At 62.2% G+C, this 16,992-nt stretch carries 18 protein-coding genes; 13 read left to right on the top strand and 5 right to left on the bottom strand.

Annotation, left to right across the window (positions count from 1 at the left end; translation table 11 throughout):
* The first annotated feature begins 51 nt into the window (after positions 1 to 51).
* The 4 genes from DDA93_RS05690 (at position 52) to DDA93_RS05675 (ending at position 5,317) form a co-directional block, all read left to right on the top strand.
* Entirely contained in the window at positions 52 to 753 is a 702-nt protein-coding gene (locus DDA93_RS05690; protein WP_024477494.1) for a response regulator transcription factor, read from the top strand.
* Positions 754 to 993: 240 nt separating this feature from the next.
* Complete coding sequence (gene mshD / locus DDA93_RS05685; protein WP_116778268.1) at positions 994 to 2,055, top strand: mycothiol synthase; 1,062 nt, start codon at positions 994 to 996, stop codon at positions 2,053 to 2,055.
* A gap of 74 nt (positions 2,056 to 2,129) precedes the next feature.
* Positions 2,130 to 4,352 carry an RNA degradosome polyphosphate kinase gene (locus DDA93_RS05680; protein ID WP_116778267.1) on the top strand — a complete coding sequence of 741 codons (2,223 nt, stop codon included), beginning with the start codon at positions 2,130 to 2,132 and terminating at the stop codon, positions 4,350 to 4,352.
* Positions 4,352 to 5,317, top strand: coding sequence for an NUDIX hydrolase (locus tag DDA93_RS05675; protein ID WP_116778266.1), 966 nt, complete (start codon positions 4,352 to 4,354; stop codon positions 5,315 to 5,317). The genes DDA93_RS05680 and DDA93_RS05675 overlap by 1 nt, the downstream gene beginning before the upstream one ends.
* Here DDA93_RS05675 and DDA93_RS05670 read toward each other — a convergent pair.
* Positions 5,314 to 5,652: a hypothetical protein gene (locus tag DDA93_RS05670; protein WP_116778265.1), complete on the bottom strand. Its 339-nt coding sequence runs from the start codon at positions 5,650 to 5,652 to the stop codon at positions 5,314 to 5,316. The two genes, DDA93_RS05675 and DDA93_RS05670, sit on opposite strands and share 4 nt — an antisense overlap.
* 209 nt (positions 5,653 to 5,861) lie before the next feature.
* On the opposite strand from DDA93_RS05670, the gene DDA93_RS05665 reads away from it, so the two are divergent.
* The 3 genes from DDA93_RS05665 to asd all read left to right on the top strand — a co-directional run bounded on the left by DDA93_RS05665 (position 5,862) and on the right by asd (position 8,463).
* Entirely contained in the window at positions 5,862 to 6,674 is an 813-nt protein-coding gene (locus DDA93_RS05665) for a thymidylate synthase (protein WP_207771315.1), read from the top strand.
* Positions 6,671 to 7,234: a dihydrofolate reductase gene (locus DDA93_RS05660; protein WP_116778263.1), complete on the top strand. Its 564-nt coding sequence runs from the start codon at positions 6,671 to 6,673 to the stop codon at positions 7,232 to 7,234. Before DDA93_RS05665 ends, DDA93_RS05660 begins: the two co-directional genes overlap by 4 nt.
* Positions 7,235 to 7,314: 80 nt before the next feature.
* A complete protein-coding gene (asd, locus tag DDA93_RS05655) occupies positions 7,315 to 8,463 on the top strand; it encodes an aspartate-semialdehyde dehydrogenase (protein ID WP_116778262.1) in 1,149 nt (382 codons plus the stop codon).
* A gap of 19 nt (positions 8,464 to 8,482) precedes the next feature.
* Here asd and DDA93_RS05650 read toward each other — a convergent pair whose 3' ends face one another.
* The 4 genes from DDA93_RS05650 to DDA93_RS05635 are packed head-to-tail and all read right to left on the bottom strand — an operon-like array spanning position 8,483 to position 10,753.
* Positions 8,483 to 9,556 (bottom strand): UDP-N-acetylmuramate dehydrogenase, encoded by a 1,074-nt coding sequence (locus tag DDA93_RS05650; RefSeq protein WP_116778261.1) that lies wholly within the window; start codon positions 9,554 to 9,556, stop codon positions 8,483 to 8,485.
* Positions 9,553 to 9,990 carry a MaoC family dehydratase gene (locus DDA93_RS05645; RefSeq protein ID WP_116778260.1) on the bottom strand — a complete coding sequence of 146 codons (438 nt, stop codon included), beginning with the start codon at positions 9,988 to 9,990 and terminating at the stop codon, positions 9,553 to 9,555. The genes DDA93_RS05650 and DDA93_RS05645 overlap by 4 nt, the downstream gene beginning before the upstream one ends.
* Entirely contained in the window at positions 9,990 to 10,439 is a 450-nt protein-coding gene (locus DDA93_RS05640; protein ID WP_116778259.1) for a MaoC family dehydratase N-terminal domain-containing protein, read from the bottom strand. Before DDA93_RS05640 ends, DDA93_RS05645 begins: the two co-directional genes overlap by 1 nt.
* A gap of 38 nt (positions 10,440 to 10,477) precedes the next feature.
* Positions 10,478 to 10,753, bottom strand: a complete 276-nt coding sequence (locus tag DDA93_RS05635; protein ID WP_116778258.1) for a hypothetical protein — start codon at positions 10,751 to 10,753, stop codon at positions 10,478 to 10,480.
* A 70-nt stretch (positions 10,754 to 10,823) separates the two neighbouring features.
* Here DDA93_RS05635 and DDA93_RS05630 point away from each other — a divergent pair, with 70 nt between their 5' ends.
* From DDA93_RS05630 to DDA93_RS05605, 6 genes are all read left to right on the top strand, one after another.
* Positions 10,824 to 11,360 (top strand): VanZ family protein, encoded by a 537-nt coding sequence (locus DDA93_RS05630; protein WP_165802581.1) that lies wholly within the window; start codon positions 10,824 to 10,826, stop codon positions 11,358 to 11,360.
* Positions 11,361 to 11,381: 21 nt separating this feature from the next.
* Positions 11,382 to 12,695: a UDP-glucose/GDP-mannose dehydrogenase family protein gene (locus DDA93_RS05625; protein WP_116778257.1), complete on the top strand. Its 1,314-nt coding sequence runs from the start codon at positions 11,382 to 11,384 to the stop codon at positions 12,693 to 12,695.
* A 3-nt stretch (positions 12,696 to 12,698) separates the two neighbouring features.
* On the top strand, positions 12,699 to 13,292 hold the full coding sequence (locus DDA93_RS05620; RefSeq protein WP_243400531.1) for a low molecular weight phosphatase family protein: 594 nt from the start codon (positions 12,699 to 12,701) through the stop codon (positions 13,290 to 13,292).
* Positions 13,293 to 13,406: 114 nt separating this feature from the next.
* Entirely contained in the window at positions 13,407 to 14,396 is a 990-nt protein-coding gene (gene gmd, locus DDA93_RS05615; protein ID WP_116778256.1) for a GDP-mannose 4,6-dehydratase, read from the top strand.
* A 29-nt stretch (positions 14,397 to 14,425) separates the two neighbouring features.
* On the top strand, positions 14,426 to 15,352 hold the full coding sequence (locus DDA93_RS05610) for an NAD-dependent epimerase/dehydratase family protein (RefSeq protein WP_116778255.1): 927 nt from the start codon (positions 14,426 to 14,428) through the stop codon (positions 15,350 to 15,352).
* A gap of 57 nt (positions 15,353 to 15,409) precedes the next feature.
* Positions 15,410 to 16,585 carry a DegT/DnrJ/EryC1/StrS family aminotransferase gene (locus DDA93_RS05605; protein ID WP_116778254.1) on the top strand — a complete coding sequence of 392 codons (1,176 nt, stop codon included), beginning with the start codon at positions 15,410 to 15,412 and terminating at the stop codon, positions 16,583 to 16,585.
* Positions 16,586 to 16,992 lie beyond the last annotated feature (407 nt).

Here is a 16,992-nt window from a genome sequence, read left to right as displayed (position 1 = left end):
CCGCCCGACCCAGAGCGCCCGATGATGCGCGTCCAAATATATGGAGGACACATGCCGCACATCTTGATGTTGACGAATAGCCCCGGATCCTCGGTGGGTGTGCTTCCCGCGCTCGAATTGTTGAACCACAAGGTCCACATTCTGCCCGCCGAACCGACCGCATTGCTGGAAACCGAGCCCTGCGACGTGGTGATGGTCGACGCACGTAAAGACATGGTCGGGGCCAGATCGCTGACCCAACTGCTGAAAGCCACCGGACTGAGTGCCCCGCTGATGCTGGTGCTCACCGAGGGCGGGATGGCCGCCGTCGCCGCGAACTGGCTGGCTGACGAGGTCGTCCTCGACTCCGCCGGTCCGGCTGAGGTGGAGGCCAGGCTACGCCTCGTCATCGCGCGGTCCAGTGCCGCCGAGACGGAAAGCAGCAGCGAGATCCGCGCCTCCGGCGTCGTCATTGACGAGGCCAGCTACACCGCCCGGGTCGGCGGGGAACCGTTGAACCTGACCTATAAGGAATTCGAGTTGCTCAAGTACCTGGCGCAGCATCCGGGCAGGGTGTTCACCCGCGATCAGCTACTGCACGAGGTGTGGGGCTACGACTATTACGGCGGCACTCGTACCGTTGACGTTCATGTGCGGCGGCTGCGGGCAAAACTGGGCGCCGACCATGAGCAACTGATCGGGACCGTGCGCAACGTGGGGTACCGGTTCACGCTGAACCGGTCCACCGACGACCGGCCAGCGGTCGACGCCTGAGGATTGCCTCCCTCCAGAAGACGCTCCCCAAAACACGCCGCTTAACGAAAGAAGTCCCTCCCCCACTTGCGTGGCGGTGGGACTTCTTTCGTCTTACAAAGTGGAGGACATACGGGTCGAACGTATCGCGGGCACCCCACTGGTGCATCCCCCGTGAACGATCCCCAACATTACCCCACCGGCTGCGCCAGGCCAAAATCCTCCCCTACGCACGGGGTACCAGGGGGTTAAGCTGGCATCATGACCACAGCCCACGTTCCCACCTGGCCCATTCTCCATTCCGCTGGGGCTCCCGACCCGCGGGTCCTGCAGGACATTCTCGGGCTCGCCGCGGCTGCCGCGGAGGCCGACGGCAACCCTCCTCTGTCCGAGCAGACCCTGGTCAACCTGAAAACCGCGGGTGCCCATCCGGGGTCCCTGCTGGTTTTCGCCACCTACGCGGTCGACGACGACTCTTCCGGCGGAGATCCGGCTGGAGCATCCCACGACACCGAAGAACTGGCCGGGGTTGCGGTGGTAAGCCTCCCCCGCTCCGGTACTGCCGCTGGCAACGCCGATGAAGGTGAAGCTGGCGGCCCGGGCGTGCTTGAGCTGGTGGTCCGGCCGACCTACCGCAGCCAGGGAGTCGGGACTGCCCTGGCCGACGCCGTCCAGGCTCACGGGCTGCCGAACCTGCATGCCTGGTCCCACGGCAATCACGCGGCGGCTGTCAGTCTGGCCACCAAAAACGGGTTCGCGCCCGTCCGGGAACTGTGGCGGATGCGTCAGACCCGGGCCGCACTGGAGGAGTCGGTGCTGTCCCCCTCCGCCGATCAGATCACCCTGCCCGACGGCGTCGTCCTTCGCGCCTTCCAGCCTGGTGTCGACGAGTCGGCTTGGCTAGCCGCGAACCGCTCGGCGTTCGCCCATCACGCCGAGCAGGGCTCCACCACGCTCGAGGACCTCCAGGCCCGGATGGCCGAAGACTGGTTCGACCCGGCAGGGTTCCTGCTGGCGGTCCGTGAATCCGACGGACAGCTACTGGGCTTCCACTGGACCAAGGTGCATCCACGCTCAGGGGACCACCCGGCGATGGGCGAGGTGTACGTCGTCGGCGTCACCCCCGATGCCCAGGGTATGGGCCTGGGGAAGGCGCTCACCGTTGCCGGAATCGAGCACCTGCACCGCCAGGGCCTGCAGGCAATCATGCTCTACGTCGACGCCGACAACACCGCCGCTGTGGCCCTCTACCGCAAGCTGGGATTCACCCGCTGGGATGTTGACGTCATGTACGCGCCGCAGGTTTCCGGGGCAAGCTTGTAAGGTGGATCCTGATGCCGTGAAACCCCTCCCGAGAGGGGCGGATCAAGGCAACCTACCCGCTGTCAGGAGACACTATGGAATCGGAAACCGCAGCACGCGTTCCGGCACGGTATGGCTCGTCCGAAGTTGCACCAGCCCGTGCCACCCAGGACCGCATCGACATCCCCGAGTTCGCCCCGAGCCTGCTCCCCTCCGGCGAGATCACGCCTGACCGGTTCCTCGATCGCGAGTCGAGCTGGCTCGACTTCAACGCCCGGGTGTTGGAGCTTGCCGAAGACCCCGACCTGTACCTGCTGGAGCGGGTCAGCTTCCTGTCCATTTTTGCTTCCAACCTGGACGAGTTTTTCATGGTGCGCGTGGCGGGCCTGAAGCGCCGCATCGCGACCGGTCTCGCCGTCCCCTCAGCCGCCGGCCTGAGCCCCATTGAGCAGCTCGAACAGATTATGGCCGACGGTTACAAGCTGCAGCAGCGTCACGCCGCCGTGTTCGCGGAGAACATTCGACCCGCCCTGGCCGAGGAGAACATTCACCTCACCACGTGGGACGAGCTCGATGATGCCGCCCGCACCGACCTCAACAAGCTCTTCGCCGAGAAGGTCTTCCCGATCCTGACGCCCCTGGCCGTGGATCCGGCACACCCCTTTCCGTATATTTCGGGGCTCTCACTGAACCTCGCGGTCGTCGTCCGCAATCCGGTGAGCGAAAAGGAACTCTTCGCGCGCGTCAAGGTCCCCGACCAGTTGCCGCGCCTGATTTCGGTGGACGGCCCCCGCGCCGGGAACGTCACCGGCCGCACGGCCCGGTTCATCCCGCTGGAAGAAGTCATCGCCGTCCACCTGGACCAGTTGTTTCCGGGGATGGAAGTCCTCGAACACCACACCTTCCGGGTGACCCGGAACGAGGATCTCGAAGTAGAAGAGGACGACGCCGAGAACCTCCTTCAGGCGCTGGAGAAGGAGCTGCTGCGCCGCCGGTTCGGCCCACCGGTCCGGCTTGAGGTCACCACCGACATCAATCCGAGCATCCGCGCCCTGCTCTCGCGTGAACTCGGGGTGGAAGAAGACGAGGTGTACGGCCTGCCGGCGCCGCTGGATCTCCGTGGGCTCAGCGTGATCGGCGGCATCGACCGCGGCGAGCTGCGCTACCCGAAGCACGTCCCGCACACCAACCGTGATCTCAAGGAGAGCGAGACGTCGAAGGCAGCCAACGTCTTCGCGGCCATGCGTCGCCGGGACATCCTGCTGCACCACCCGTACGATTCGTTCTCCACCTCGGTCCAGGCGTTCCTGGAGCAGGCGGCAGCGGATCCCAAGGTGCAGGCGATCAAGCAGACCCTGTACCGCACGTCGGGCGATTCGCCGATCGTCGATGCGCTGATCGACGCGGCGGAGTCCGGCAAGCAGGTTCTCGCCCTGGTGGAGATCAAGGCCCGCTTCGATGAGCAGGCCAACATTTCCTGGGCGCGGAAACTGGAGCAGGCCGGGGTGCACGTGGTGTACGGGATTGTGGGGCTGAAGACGCACTGCAAACTTTCCCTCGTGGTCCGGCAGGAAATCGATGGGCTCCGCCGGTACTGCCACATCGGCACCGGCAACTATCACCCGCGCACGGCCCGCTACTACGAGGATTTCGGCCTGTTGACCGCCAATGACCAGGTGGGCCAGGATCTGACCCGACTGTTCAACCAGTTGTCGGGGTATGCGCCGAAATCCACCTTCAAGCGTCTCCTTGTCGCCCCGCGATCGGTGCGCTCCGGGCTGATTGACCGGATTGAACGCGAGATTGCCAACCAGAAGGCCGGTCTTGCGGCTCGGGTGGTGGTGAAGGTCAACTCGATTGTTGACGAGGCCATCATCGACGCGCTCTATCGTGCATCGCAGGCCGGCGTGAAGGTGGACGTCATTGTCCGTGGGATCTGCTCGGTACGCCCCGGCGTCCCGAGTCTCAGCGAGAACATCACCGTCCGTTCGGTGTTGGGCCGTTTCCTTGAGCATTCACGGGTGTTTGCGTTTGCGAACGGCGGAGACCCAGCAGTATTCATCGGTTCGGCGGACATGATGCACCGCAACCTGGACCGCCGGGTGGAGGCGCTGGTGCAGCTCAGCGCCCCCGAGGACATTGCCTATCTCATGTCCCTGCTTGACCGGTACATGGATGAGGGCACGGCAAGCTGGCACCTCGACAACCAGGGTGATTGGACCCGCCATCATAAGGACGACGACGGCGCGCCGCTCAGTGACGTGCAGAGCTACCTGTTGGCTTCCCGGGCACGCAACCGGTCAGCGGTCCGCCACTGATGGCCTCAACTGACGAGGCAGTGACGGACACCGCTCAGGAGGCGGCGCCAGCGGTGGTGGCAGCGGGTGCTATCTGCTGGCGGAAGGAACAGGGGAAGCTTGAGGTACTCCTGATCCACCGTCCCAGCTACACGGACTGGTCCTGGCCCAAGGGCAAGATCGACCCCGGTGAAACCACGCCCGAGTGTGCAGCCAGGGAAGTGCTGGAGGAGGTTGGCCTGCGGATCTCGCTGGGCATTCCCCTGGCGTCGACTCGCTACGCCGTGGCCTCCGGGCAGAAGGTGGTCTACTACTGGGCAGCACGCACAGAGCGTATGGTGGTCCGGCCCGATGGCAAGGAAGTGGACAAGTATCTGTGGGTCGCACCGGCCCGAGCCTTGGAATTGCTGACCAACCCTACTGATCGTGAGCCCCTTGAATCGCTGATTGCGGCTTACAAAGCGGACCAGCTGGAAACCTGGCCGCTGATCGTGGTCCGCCACGCCAAGGCGAAGCCGCGCTCGTCCTGGACCCGAGCGGAAGGCGAACGCCCCCTGGCGGCCACCGGTCGCCGGCAGGCAGCAGCCGTGAGCCGGCTCCTTGAAGCCTGGGGTCCGTCCTGGGTGGTGAGCAGCCCGTGGGAACGGTGTGTTCAGACCGTCGCTCCGTACCTGAAGCACAAGGACATTAAACTCAAACTCGCCGATTCAATGACCGAGCGTAACGCCACCCGCAAGCCGGACAAGGCTCGTTCAACGGTCGAGAAACTGTTCGATAAGCGTCGTCCCGTGGCGTTGTGCACCCACCGACCGGTCCTCCCCCTCGTCTTTGGCGTGCTGCAACGCCACATGCCCGACACCCTGGCCGTCGGGCTGCCAGCCGATGACCCGTATCTGGCCCCCGGAGAAGTGCTGATCTCCCACGTCAGCACCAGGGCGCCTGGCCGCATTGTCGCCCTCGAGCAGTTCAGGGCCTACGACGACTAGTTCCCGTGGCTGTCCCCCGCCTGGCTGGTCACTGTCGTCAGGAGGAACACCGAGTCTTCTACGGCCTCAACCCCGTGACGCACGTGGGTCAGTGCGACTATTTCGCCAGCTACCACTTCCGCCGGGTCCTGGCCTGTGATTCGCACCCGGCCGCGCAATACGTACATGCTCGCCGCCGGTGGAGAATTGTGCTCGGCAAGAACCTGGCCCTTCCTGAGCCCGAGGATGGTCTGGCGCAGAGGTCCATCATGGACAACGATCTTGGCGGACCGGCCCTTGTCACTCGCCATCGCTTCTTCCAACGCCGTCGTCAGAGCCGCTTCAACAATGGTCATAATGCCTCCTGGGGTGCGCCGTCGTCTCGGATCCAACCGGGTGGTCCAAGAATGCTGGCAAGTCTATCGACCTATGGGGATTGCAGGTACCGGAGTCCCACTCGACGAGCACCTCCTGAACTCATCCAGGCCCACCTGATAACCGCCCGGTAGGTAGGGGGCGCGCCGACCAGATGGCCTTAAAGCACGCAACCACTAGAGTGGAATGCGTGAGTTCTCAACCCATCCCCACCCCGTACGAGGATCTGCTGCGCGATGTGATAGCCAACGGCGCGGTCAAGACCGACCGCACCGGCACCGGAACGCGCAGCGTCTTCGGGCGACAGCTGCGCTTCGACCTCGCGGACTCCTTCCCGCTGGTCACCACCAAACGCGTGCATTTCAAATCCGTGGCCCTGGAGCTGCTCTGGTTCCTGCGCGGGGATTCGAACGTGTCCTGGCTGCAGGAACGCGGCGTCAAAATCTGGAACGAATGGGCCGGCGACGACGGCGAACTCGGGCCGGTCTACGGCGTCCAGTGGCGCTCCTGGCCCACGCCCGACGGCGGTCATATCGACCAGATCGCCCAGGTCATTGAGGACCTGAAAACCAACCCGGATTCCCGGCGGCACCTGGTCTCCGCATGGAATGTCTCCGAACTACACAACATGGCCTTGCCGCCGTGCCACGCGTTTTTCCAGTTCTATGTGGCGGACGGCAAACTGTCCTGCCAGCTGTACCAGCGTTCGGCGGACACCTTCCTCGGCGTTCCCTTCAACATCGCCTCCTACGCGCTGCTGACCCTGATGGTGGCCCAGCAGGTGGGGCTGGCCCCCGGCGAATTGATCTGGACGGGTGGCGACGTCCACATCTACGACAACCATGTCGAACAGGTCAGGGAGCAGCTGTCTCGAGACCCGTACCCGGCACCGCAACTACTGATCAACCGCAAACCCGAGAGCATCTTCGACTACACGCTGGAGGACTTTGACGTGGTGAATTACCAGCACCATCCCACTATCAAGGCACCGATTGCCGTATGAGTTCAATGAATCGCGGCATCATCGAGGCCATTGGACGGGAACCGTTCGTCGGCATGATCTGGGCCCAGACGGAAAACGGTGTGATCGGGAAAGACGGCGGCATGCCGTGGCGTCTCCCCGAGGATATGGAACACTTCAAGCGGACCACCACGGGACACCCGGTGATCATGGGCCGGCACACCTGGCAGTCCTTTCCCGCCAAGTACCGTCCCCTGCCGGAGCGCACCAACATTGTGGTGAGCAAGCATGGACTGGAGAACGGGGAGCTGGCCGGTGCCGTCGTCGTCGACTCCCTGGAGAGCGCGCTCGAGGAGGCCCGGCGCAGTCCCGGCGCCGAGCAGATCTGGGTTATCGGCGGCGGACAGATCTACGAGGCCGCCTTGCCGATCGCGCAGGCGGCAGTGGTCACGGTGATCGAGTCCACCACCAAGGGCGACACCTTCGCGCCCACCCTGGGTCCCGAGTGGCAGCTCGACGGCGTCACCCCCGGCCAGGGCTGGCTCTCCGGTGCCAACGGCACCCGCTACCGGATCAGCCTGTGGACCAAGGGACGCGACTAGCCCGCGACTGGTTCGGGGGGCACAGCAGCCCGGCGTAACCCACGCGGGACTCGCAGACCCCCTGACCTAGACTTGAAGGCATGACTTCAGCAGTGAATGGTTCAGTACCCAGCGTCGGTTTCGTCGGCTGGCGCGGCATGGTGGGCTCGGTCCTCATGCAGCGCATGCAGGACGAGGGCGACTTCGCCCGGGTCAACCCCGTGTTCTTCTCCACCTCCAACGCGGGAGGGTCGGCGCCGTCGTTCGCCGCAGGTGCCCCGGCGTTGCAGGACGCGTACGACGTCGACGCGCTGGCCAAGCTGCCCATCATCGTCACCGCGCAGGGCGGCGACTACACCGCCGAGGTGTACCCGCAGCTGCGCGGCCGGGGCTGGGACGGACTGTGGATTGACGCGGCGTCCACCCTGCGGATGGAGCAGAGCTCCATCATTGTGCTGGACCCAGTGAACCGGTCAGTGATCGACGCCGGCCTGGCGCGGGGAGTGCGCGACTTCATCGGCGGCAACTGCACCGTGTCCTGCATGCTGATGGGCCTGGGCGGACTGTTCCGCAACGGCCTGGTGGAGTGGGGCACCTCCATGACCTACCAGGCGGCCTCCGGCGGCGGCGCCCGCCACATGCGCGAGCTGCTGAACCAGTTCGGCGCCCTCCACGGTGCGGTGGCCGCGAACCTGGAGGACCCGGCGTCGGCCATCCTCGCGATCGACCAGGCGGTCCTCGCCCAGCAGCGCAACCCGGGCATGGACGCGTCCCAGTTTGGGGTGCCCCTGGCCGGTTCGGTGATCCCCTGGATCGACGCCGATCTGGGCAACGGCATGTCCCGCGAAGAGTGGAAAGCCGGAGCGGAGACCAACAAGATCCTCGGCCTCGACGTGACCGACAGCGCGCGGATCCCGTTCGACGGGCTCTGCGTGCGGATCGGCGCTATGCGCTCCCACTCGCAGGCGCTGACCCTGAAGCTCACTGAGGATGTGCCGCTCGCGGAGATTGAGCACCTCATCGACAACGACAACGAGTGGGCCACCGTCATCCCCAACACCAAGGAAGCCACGATGGCCGGACTGACCCCGGTCGCGGCCACCGGGTCGCTGGACATCCCGGTGGGCCGGCTCCGGAAACTGGAGATGGGCCCGCAGTACCTCAGCGCGTTCACCGTAGGAGATCAGCTGCTGTGGGGTGCGGCCGAACCGCTGCGCCGCATGCTGCTCATCGCTACCGGCAACCTCTAAACGCGCCGGCGGACGCTCGCTACAGCGAGCAGCCGATCAGCAGCGGTTCCGGGTGCAACCGGATCCCAAACCGGTGCTCGACGCCGTCTGCCACCAGGGCGGCGACGGCCAGCAGGTCGGTGGCTGAGGCGTTGCCCCGGTTGGTGACAGCGAGGGTGTGCTTGGTCGAGAGGGACGCCCGTCCCCCGGCGGCGGCGAAGCCAGCGTCGTCGGCCAGGCCAAAGCCCTTCCCGAACCCGGCCTGATCAATCAGCCAGGCAGCCGAGAGCTTGACCTGTCCCGCGTCGGCGGTGGGATAGCGTGGCGCGTTCTCGGGCAGCGTCGCTGCGGTCGCGGCGTCGACAATCGGGTTGGTGAAGAAGGACCCGGTGCTGAAGGTGTCCCGATCCTCCGGATCCAGCACCATGCCCTTGGCACCGCGCAGCTTCAGCACCGCCCGCCGAACATCGGTGGCGTACGCCCGTTCGCCAATCTCGACGCCCACTTCGCGGGCCAGTTCGGCGTACCGCACCGGGGCACTCATCCGGCCCAGCGCCAACTGGAATTCAACGGTCAGCACCACGTACCGAGGCGACCCATTTACCGTGGTCCGCTTGAGCAGCGAGTCCCGGTAGCCAAACTGCAGCTCGTAGTTTGTAAAGGACTTAACAGTATTCGTCTCGCGGTCCCAGGTGCGCACGGTGGCGAGGGTCTGAGACACGTCAGAACCGTACGCACCGACATTCTGGACCGGCGTGGCACCGGTGGAGCCGGGGATACCGGCGAGGGCCTCCAGGCCGGAGAACGCGTGCAGCACCGTGTATTCCACCAGGGCGTCCCACGGCTGGCCGGCCTGGGCCTTCACCATGACGCCGCCGCAGGTGGCGTTGTCGTCGTTGACCTCGTACCCGGTGGAGGCGAGGCGCACTACGGTGCCGTCGAATCCGTCGTCGGCGATGATCAGGTTGGAGCCGCCGGCGAGGATCAGCAGCGGATCCCCCACGGCATCCGCGGTGCGGACGGCGTCGATGATCTCCGCCTCGGTGGTGGCCTCCACAAAGGTGCGGGCGGGCCCGCCCACCTTGGCGGTGGTCAGCGGCGCAAGGTCGGTCACCAGATCCGCACCACGGCTTGCGCCTTGACGAGGACCTTCTGGCCAGCCGCCGTGACGGTGAGGTCCACCCGGGCGGTCGAGTTATCCAGGTCCACGGCGCCAATGGCACCGGTCACCTCGATCACGGCGCCGGGGGTGCCCTCAGCGGTGGTGTCCTCGACGAGGACCGGCTTGGTGAAGCGGGTCTGGTAGTCGATGACGGCGGCGGGGTCGCCAATCCAGTCGGTGACCAGCTGGACGGCGGCACCCATGGTGAACATGCCGTGGGCGATGACGCCGGGCAGGCCCACACCCTGGGCGAAGTCCGCGTTCCAATGGATGGGGTTGAAGTCGCCCGACGCTCCGGCGTACTTCACCAGGTCCTGACGGGTGAGCTCCACGGTGGTGGTGCCGATGGTCTGGCCGACGGTCAGGTCAGCGATTGCGATGCCCATTACTGTTCCTCTCCGCGCACCAGCAGCGAGGAGGTGCTGGTAGCGGTCTTTTCGCCGGCCGTGGTGGAAATTTCGGAGCGGGTGGTGATCATCGCGCCTCCGCCCATCGCCCTGACGGTGTCCACGTGAAGTTCCGCCACCAGTTCGTCGCCGGCCACGATGGCCCGGTGGTGGATGAAGCGCTGGTCGGCGTGGACCACGCGGCTGAAGTCGATGCCGGCGTCGGGATCGGAAATCAGCTGGGCGTCAGCGAGCTGGGCAACGATGATGGCGAAGGTAGGCGGCGCCACGAGGTCGCGGTGGCCCAGGTTCTGGGCGGCCTCGACGTCGTAATGGGACGGGTGGGTGGCCTTGACCGCGCGGGCGAACTCGCGGATCTTCTCGCGGCCCACGGTGTAGGCGGGGCCGGCCGGGTAGCTGCGGCCCTGCAGATCGGGGTTGATGCTCATGTGGCTCCTGACGGGTGCGGTGAAAGGAAGAGGTGCGGCTATTTCTTGGGTTTGGGTGCCTGCGGAGGCTGCTGTGCCTGGTTCGGCTTCAGGGCCTGATGACGACGCCGGGCGTCCCGTGTGCGGACCACCAGCCCGGCCAGGTGGGTAATCAGCCCGGCGGCGAGCACGGGGATCCCGGTGAACAGGGTGGCCTCGCTGTCGGTCACAGCGCCCAGGATGGCGATGAGGATGCCGGCGCCGGTCAGGATGAGGGCGGCGATCACCAGCTTCCGGTACAGATCAGATCCGGTGTCCCACGGGGTGTTCAGCATGCCTCCAGCCTACCGGGGATGGGCCGGGGCGGCTGGTGCGGGCTGGAGCGATAGCCGCCACAGGAATAGGATGAGGCATCCCGCAGCGTCGCGCATCCGTTTTATCAGTTCTTCGGAGGCCCCACTGATTCCTGCACCGCTGCCATCGCGCAGATATCGCACCATCACCGGCGCCCTGTGCGCCGCGTGGCTGCTTGCTGTGACGCTGATCGTGTTCAACCGGACCCCGGTAGATGCAGGCGCGGGCGATCTGCTGCAGCGCGGCCTGCGGTTTCTGCACGCGCACGGAATTCCCGCCTTCATTGATTACGGCCTGGTGGAGTTCACCGCCAACATTGTGATGTTTGTGCCCTTCGGTGTTTTCTGGTTCATCCTCGCGCCGCGAAACCTGCGCTGGCTCGGCCCAGCCCTGGGAGTGAGCCTCTCCGTGCTGATTGAACTGTCGCAGTTGATCTTCCTGCCGCTGCGCTTCGCTACCCCCTACGACGTCGTCGCGAACGGCCTGGGAGCCTGCCTGGGCACGGCGCTGGCGTGGGCCGCGCTTCATGCCCGCGAACGAACGCGGCAACGCGGGGAACCACCCGCTAGAGTTGGCTTGAAAAAGTAACCACAGCCGAAGGACACCAGCATGCGTATTTCAGTAATCGGTTGCGGCTACCTGGGGGCAGTGCACGCCGCGTGCATGGCGAAGCTTGGTCATGAGGTAGTTGGCATTGATGTCGACGAACGCAAGATCAGCGAACTCCAGGCTGGCCGTGCACCCTTCTTTGAACCCGGTCTCCCGGAACTGCTCGACGAGGTCCTGGCCACCGGCCGGTTGAAGTTCAGCTCCAGCATGGCCGACGCCAACGGCGCCGACGTTCACTTCCTCTGCGTGGGCACACCCCAGCGCAAGGGCGAATACGCAGCTGACCTGAAGTACGTGGATGCGGCGTTCGCCTCGCTGCTCGATTCGGTGGAGCCCGGCAACGTAGTGGTCGGCAAGTCCACCGTTCCCGTGGGTACCGCCTCCCGCCTGGCCGATGAACTGGCCGAACGCCACCCAGAAGCCGTCCTCGCCTGGAACCCCGAGTTCCTCCGCGAAGGTTTTGCCGTCAAGGACACCCTGACCCCAGACCGTTTTGTCTACGGCATCCCCGCCGGCGAAGCCGGCGAGAAGGCCACCGCTGCGCTCGATGAGGTCTACCAGACGCCCCTCTCCATGGGCACCCGCCGGTTGACCGCCGATTACGCTACCGCCGAGCTAGTCAAGGCCGCGGCGAACTCGTTCCTCGCCACCAAGATCTCCTTCATCAACGCCATGGCCGAGGTGTGTGAGGTCACCGGCGCCGACGTCACCATCCTGGCCGACGCAATTGGCCTCGACGACCGCATTGGCCGGAAGTTCCTCAACGCCGGTGTCGGCTTCGGTGGCGGCTGCCTGCCCAAGGACATCCGTGCCTTCATGGCCCGTGCCGGTGAACTCGGCGCAGACCAGGCCCTCACCTTCCTCAAGGAAGTTGACGACATCAACGTCCGACGCCGTCTGCGCGCCGTCGAGCTCACCCGGGACCTGGTGGGCGGCTCGCTCCTCGGGAAGCGCATCACCGTGCTGGGGGCTGCGTTCAAGCCCAACAGCGACGACGTCCGCGACTCCCCCGCCCTGAGCATCGCCGCGCAGCTGCAGCTGCAGGGTGCTGACGTGACCGTTACCGACCCCGAGGCCATTGAGGGAGCACGACGTCGCTTCCCCGAGATCGCCTACGAGGCTGACCTCACAGCCGCCATGAGCGGCGCCGACGCTCTGCTACTTCTCACCGAATGGGATGAGTACAAGAACCTCACCCCCGAGGTCGCGGCCAAGGCAGTGGGATCCAAGAACATCCTGGACGGCCGAAACGTCATTGATCCCGCGACCTGGCGGGCCGCAGGCTGGAACTACAAGGGAATCGGTAGGCCGTAACCCGTGCCGTTCGACAAGCCCGCAGCAGCGCCCGGTGAACCGTTCAGGATTCTGACGGTCTGCACGGGCAACATTTGCCGCTCCCCCATGGCCGAGCGGCTGCTGCAGGCTGGTTTGGACGAACAAGCACCAGGTCAATTTCTCGTCGAGAGCGCCGGCACCGGCGCTCTCGTCGGGAACCCGGTTGACCCTCGTGTCGCTGGTATGATCCGTGTGCTCGGCGGATCGGCCGACAACTTCGCCGCACGCCAGCTGACTCCGCAGATCCTACGGGGCCAGGATCTGATTCTGACCCTGACCCGGGAGCACCGCAGCAAGGTGATGGAGCTGGACCCGTCAATGCTGCGGCGTACCTACACGTTGCGTGAGTTTGCACGGATCTACGAGCATCTTGAACTCGACGAGTCTCTTGAGGCGCCCGATCGTTGGCGCACTGCCATCACGAAAGCGTTCCGCGCTCGGTCGGCGCATACCGCTACCGCTGACGAAGATAACGTCGTGGATCCTTACCGGCGACCTGATGGGGTCTATCAACAGATGCAGAATGAAATCGGCCCGGCAATCCGAACTCTAATCGCTAGTTCTGCGAGACCATGACGATGCGCATCTTTACAAATACTGAGCGTACTCATAGATATGAAATAGTGTCATTACAGTCTGCGCAACCTCGATTTCACGCTATAGCGTGAAGGAACTGTGAGAATAATAAACATGGGCAAAGTAGCATTTATTACTGGCATAACCGGTCAAGATGGCTCCTATCTAGCGGAACTATTGCTAAGTAAGGGGTACGTTGTCCATGGTCTGATTCGACGATCATCCACGTTCAACACGAGTCGAATCGACCACCTGTTCCAAGACCCGCACGAGCCGTCTCCTCGTCTGATCCTTCACCATGGTGATCTCACCGACGGATCCCGCTTGGTCACCTTGCTTGAGTCCATTCAACCGGACGAAGTCTACAACTTAGCTGCCATGTCTCACGTTCGTGTCAGCTTCGATGAGCCTGAGTACACAGGCATGACGACCGGCTTGGGCACAGTTCGCCTCCTTGAGGCAATCCGGATGACTGGCCTCAACGCAAAGTTCTACCAAGCGAGCTCGTCGGAGATGTTTGGTGCATCGGCCCCACCTCAAAACGAGGAAACACTCTTTTATCCTCGGTCACCGTATGGAGTTGCAAAAGTCTACTCGTATTGGATAACTAAGAACTACCGCGAGGCATACGGCCTATTCGCAACGAATGGCATTTTATTTAACCATGAATCGCCCAGACGTGGGGAAACATTCGTGACCCGAAAAATCGCGATAGCTGCCGCGGCCATTGCAGCTGGCAAGCAAAAATATCTATATATGGGAAATATTGATGCTGTTCGCGATTGGGGATACGCTAAAGAATATGTCGAAGGAATGTGGCGAATGCTCCAAGCCGATTCACCGGACGATTATGTTCTGGCTACAGGCGCGCCGTATACAGTAAAAGATTTCTTGAAGTTCAGCTTTGACGCTGTCGATCTCGACTGGGAAGAGCACGTTCGCTTCGACGATCGATACCTCCGGCCCACCGAAGTGGACGCGCTGGTCGGAGATGCTTCAAAAGCCGAGCGGGAACTCGGTTGGAAAGCACAGGTTCACACCCCCGAACTCTCCAGGCTCATGGTCAATGCAGAAATCGAGAAGCAATCCCCGGATCTGACATAGAAAACTGGGCCAACCTAGAGAAGCGAACTATGAAAATATTGATCACCGGCTCTAATGGAATGCTTGCAAAAAACATCGTTGCAGCGTTCAAATCATCCGCTGCAGTGCATGAATTGATTCAGGTGAACCGAGACGATGGTGACCTTCGCGAACAGTCCACGGCGGACGATATCATTCGACGCGCGGCTCCGGATTTGATAATTCACACTGCGGCCCGGGTTGGGGGAATCAGCGCAAATATCGCGGATCCCTCCGGTTTTCTTATGGATAATCTGCTCATCGATTCAAGTGTCCTCCGAGCGGCTTCCGAGCATGGCGTGAAAGACCTCTTATATTTGGGCAGTTCCTGCATGTACCCGCGAGATTACCGGCAACCGCTTGTCGAAAGCGACATTTTGGCGGCGCCGCTCGAGCCAACCAATGAGGGCTACGCAATTTCCAAGATTGCTGCTGCAAAGTATTGCCAATACGCGTCGGCGCAGTTCGGATACAACTATAAGGTTATCGTGCCTTCGAATCTCTACGGCGCCGGCGACCATTATGACCTCGCAAGCGCGCATTTGGTTGCCGCCGCTTTGGGTAAGGCCCATAGCGCTAAAGTGCAAGGTTCGAAGACAATCGACGTATGGGGTGACGGATCGGCGCGACGGGAATTCACCTTCGTCGGGGACCTCGCTCAATGGATTGTAGACGAACACCACAACATTAACAATTGGCCAACAATTCTCAACGTGGGTTGCGGGATTGACCATTCCGTAACGGAGATTTACTTAGCAGCAATGAAAGTGGTCGAACTCAACGGAACGCTTGAATACGATTTATCAAAACCCACCGGAATGAAGCAGAAATTGATGGACTCTTCGCAGGCTATCGATAAGTTCGGTTGGAAGCCAAAGACCTCGTTGATTGACGGGATGAAAACCGCATACGCTGAATTTACCGCCACACACGCTTAGCATCACCCCCGGTCAGCGGGCGTCTTCACACATCCAAAAAACTACTTCAGGAGCTTTATGTCAACCGAATCGAAATTTCCTTTAGCAACTTCGACGTGGGACGGCCGAGAGATCGCAGCACTGCACGATGTCATCGAAGGCGGACGGTTCACGATGGGACCTAAAGTCCGGCAGTTCGAAGACCAATTCGCGAGATTTTTTGGATCTCGCTTCGCTGTCATGGTGAACTCGGGTAGCAGCGCGAACCTGATAGCCATAGCGTCTGCGGTACTTGACTCACGAAACGATCTAAATCCAGGCGATGAGATCATCGTGCCCGCCGTTTCCTGGGCGACTACGTACTACCCTCTTCAGCAATACGGTCTTAAGCTTCGTTTTGTCGACATTGATATTGACACTTTGAATATCAACCTAGATCTTATCGAGGAAGCGATTACTCCTCGAACAAAGGGGATATTTGCGGTGAACCTTTTGGGGAATCCGATTGATTATGTCCGGCTAATGGAAATTGCTGATCGCCACCAACTCATAGTCTGGGAAGACAATTGTGAATCTATGGGATCAAGCGTGGCTGGGAAAAAGTCAGGCACGTTTGGTCAGATGGGCACGTTCAGCACATTTTTCTCACACCATATCTCGACAATGGAAGGTGGGATGATCCTCACCGATGATGAGAAACTAAGACAGATCATGATCTCGATGAGGTCTCACGGATGGACGCGGGAGCTACCTGACGACAATCTTGTGTATCCGAAGACTGGTAACGAATTTGACGACTTGTTTCGTTTTGTCTTGCCCGGTTACAACGTCCGACCGCTCGAGATGTCTGGTGCTCTGGGAATAGAACAGCTGAATAAGTTGCCGGAACTCATAGAAGGACGACGCGCCAATGCTGCGCTCTTTGTCGAACGGTTTGCAGGGTTAGAAAATGTTCGAATTCAACAAGAAACCGGAAAGAGCAGCTGGTTCGGCTTTTCTTTAGTCCTCGAAGGGGCGTTATCAGGGAAACGAGCAGAGGTGGTTAGGGCGTTCTCGACCGCCGGAATTGAATGTCGTCCGATCGTCGCCGGCAACTTCACCAGAAATCCCGTAATGGCGAGGCTTGACAGCGTGGTTCCGGATGCCCTGCCGGCGGCAGACAAAATTCATTTTGATGGGCTGTTCGTAGGCAACCATCATTACCCCATCCCTGGGCAACTGGACCTAGTTTTCGAGACACTTGCAAGGGTATAGTCCATCTAATCAAGGAACCGGACTATCCGATTGATTTGGCGCCAGAACGTCCGGTGCGGTGTTTCAGAACAAGACACCGCACCGGACGTTCTGCTGTATCCGACCTATCTGCTGTAATGCATCCCAGGTACGAATATCGATAGGAAGGCTTGACGATCCTACTCAGCTCCGGATCCGAGCCAGTTAGCGTTCGCGGAACGCTGACTACTGTGATTTTGGAATTACTTTCTTCGTAGGGCACTCTGAGTCTAATCATTTGTCGTCCGAGTGAATTTCCTGGCTTGTATCCGTGACCACTGTTCGGATGATCAACACGTACTCCCCGCTAGGTCTGGTCGTTGTCCACAATCTCGCCTGCAATCCTGGGTGCCAGGTTTCCTCGGGAGTAGGGCATGGCTGTGATGCTC

This window comes from Arthrobacter sp. Bz4 (genome assembly GCF_003075455.1).
Lineage (GTDB): Bacteria > Actinomycetota > Actinomycetes > Actinomycetales > Micrococcaceae > Arthrobacter_D.
This window is presented reverse-complemented; position numbering and strand designations above follow the sequence as displayed.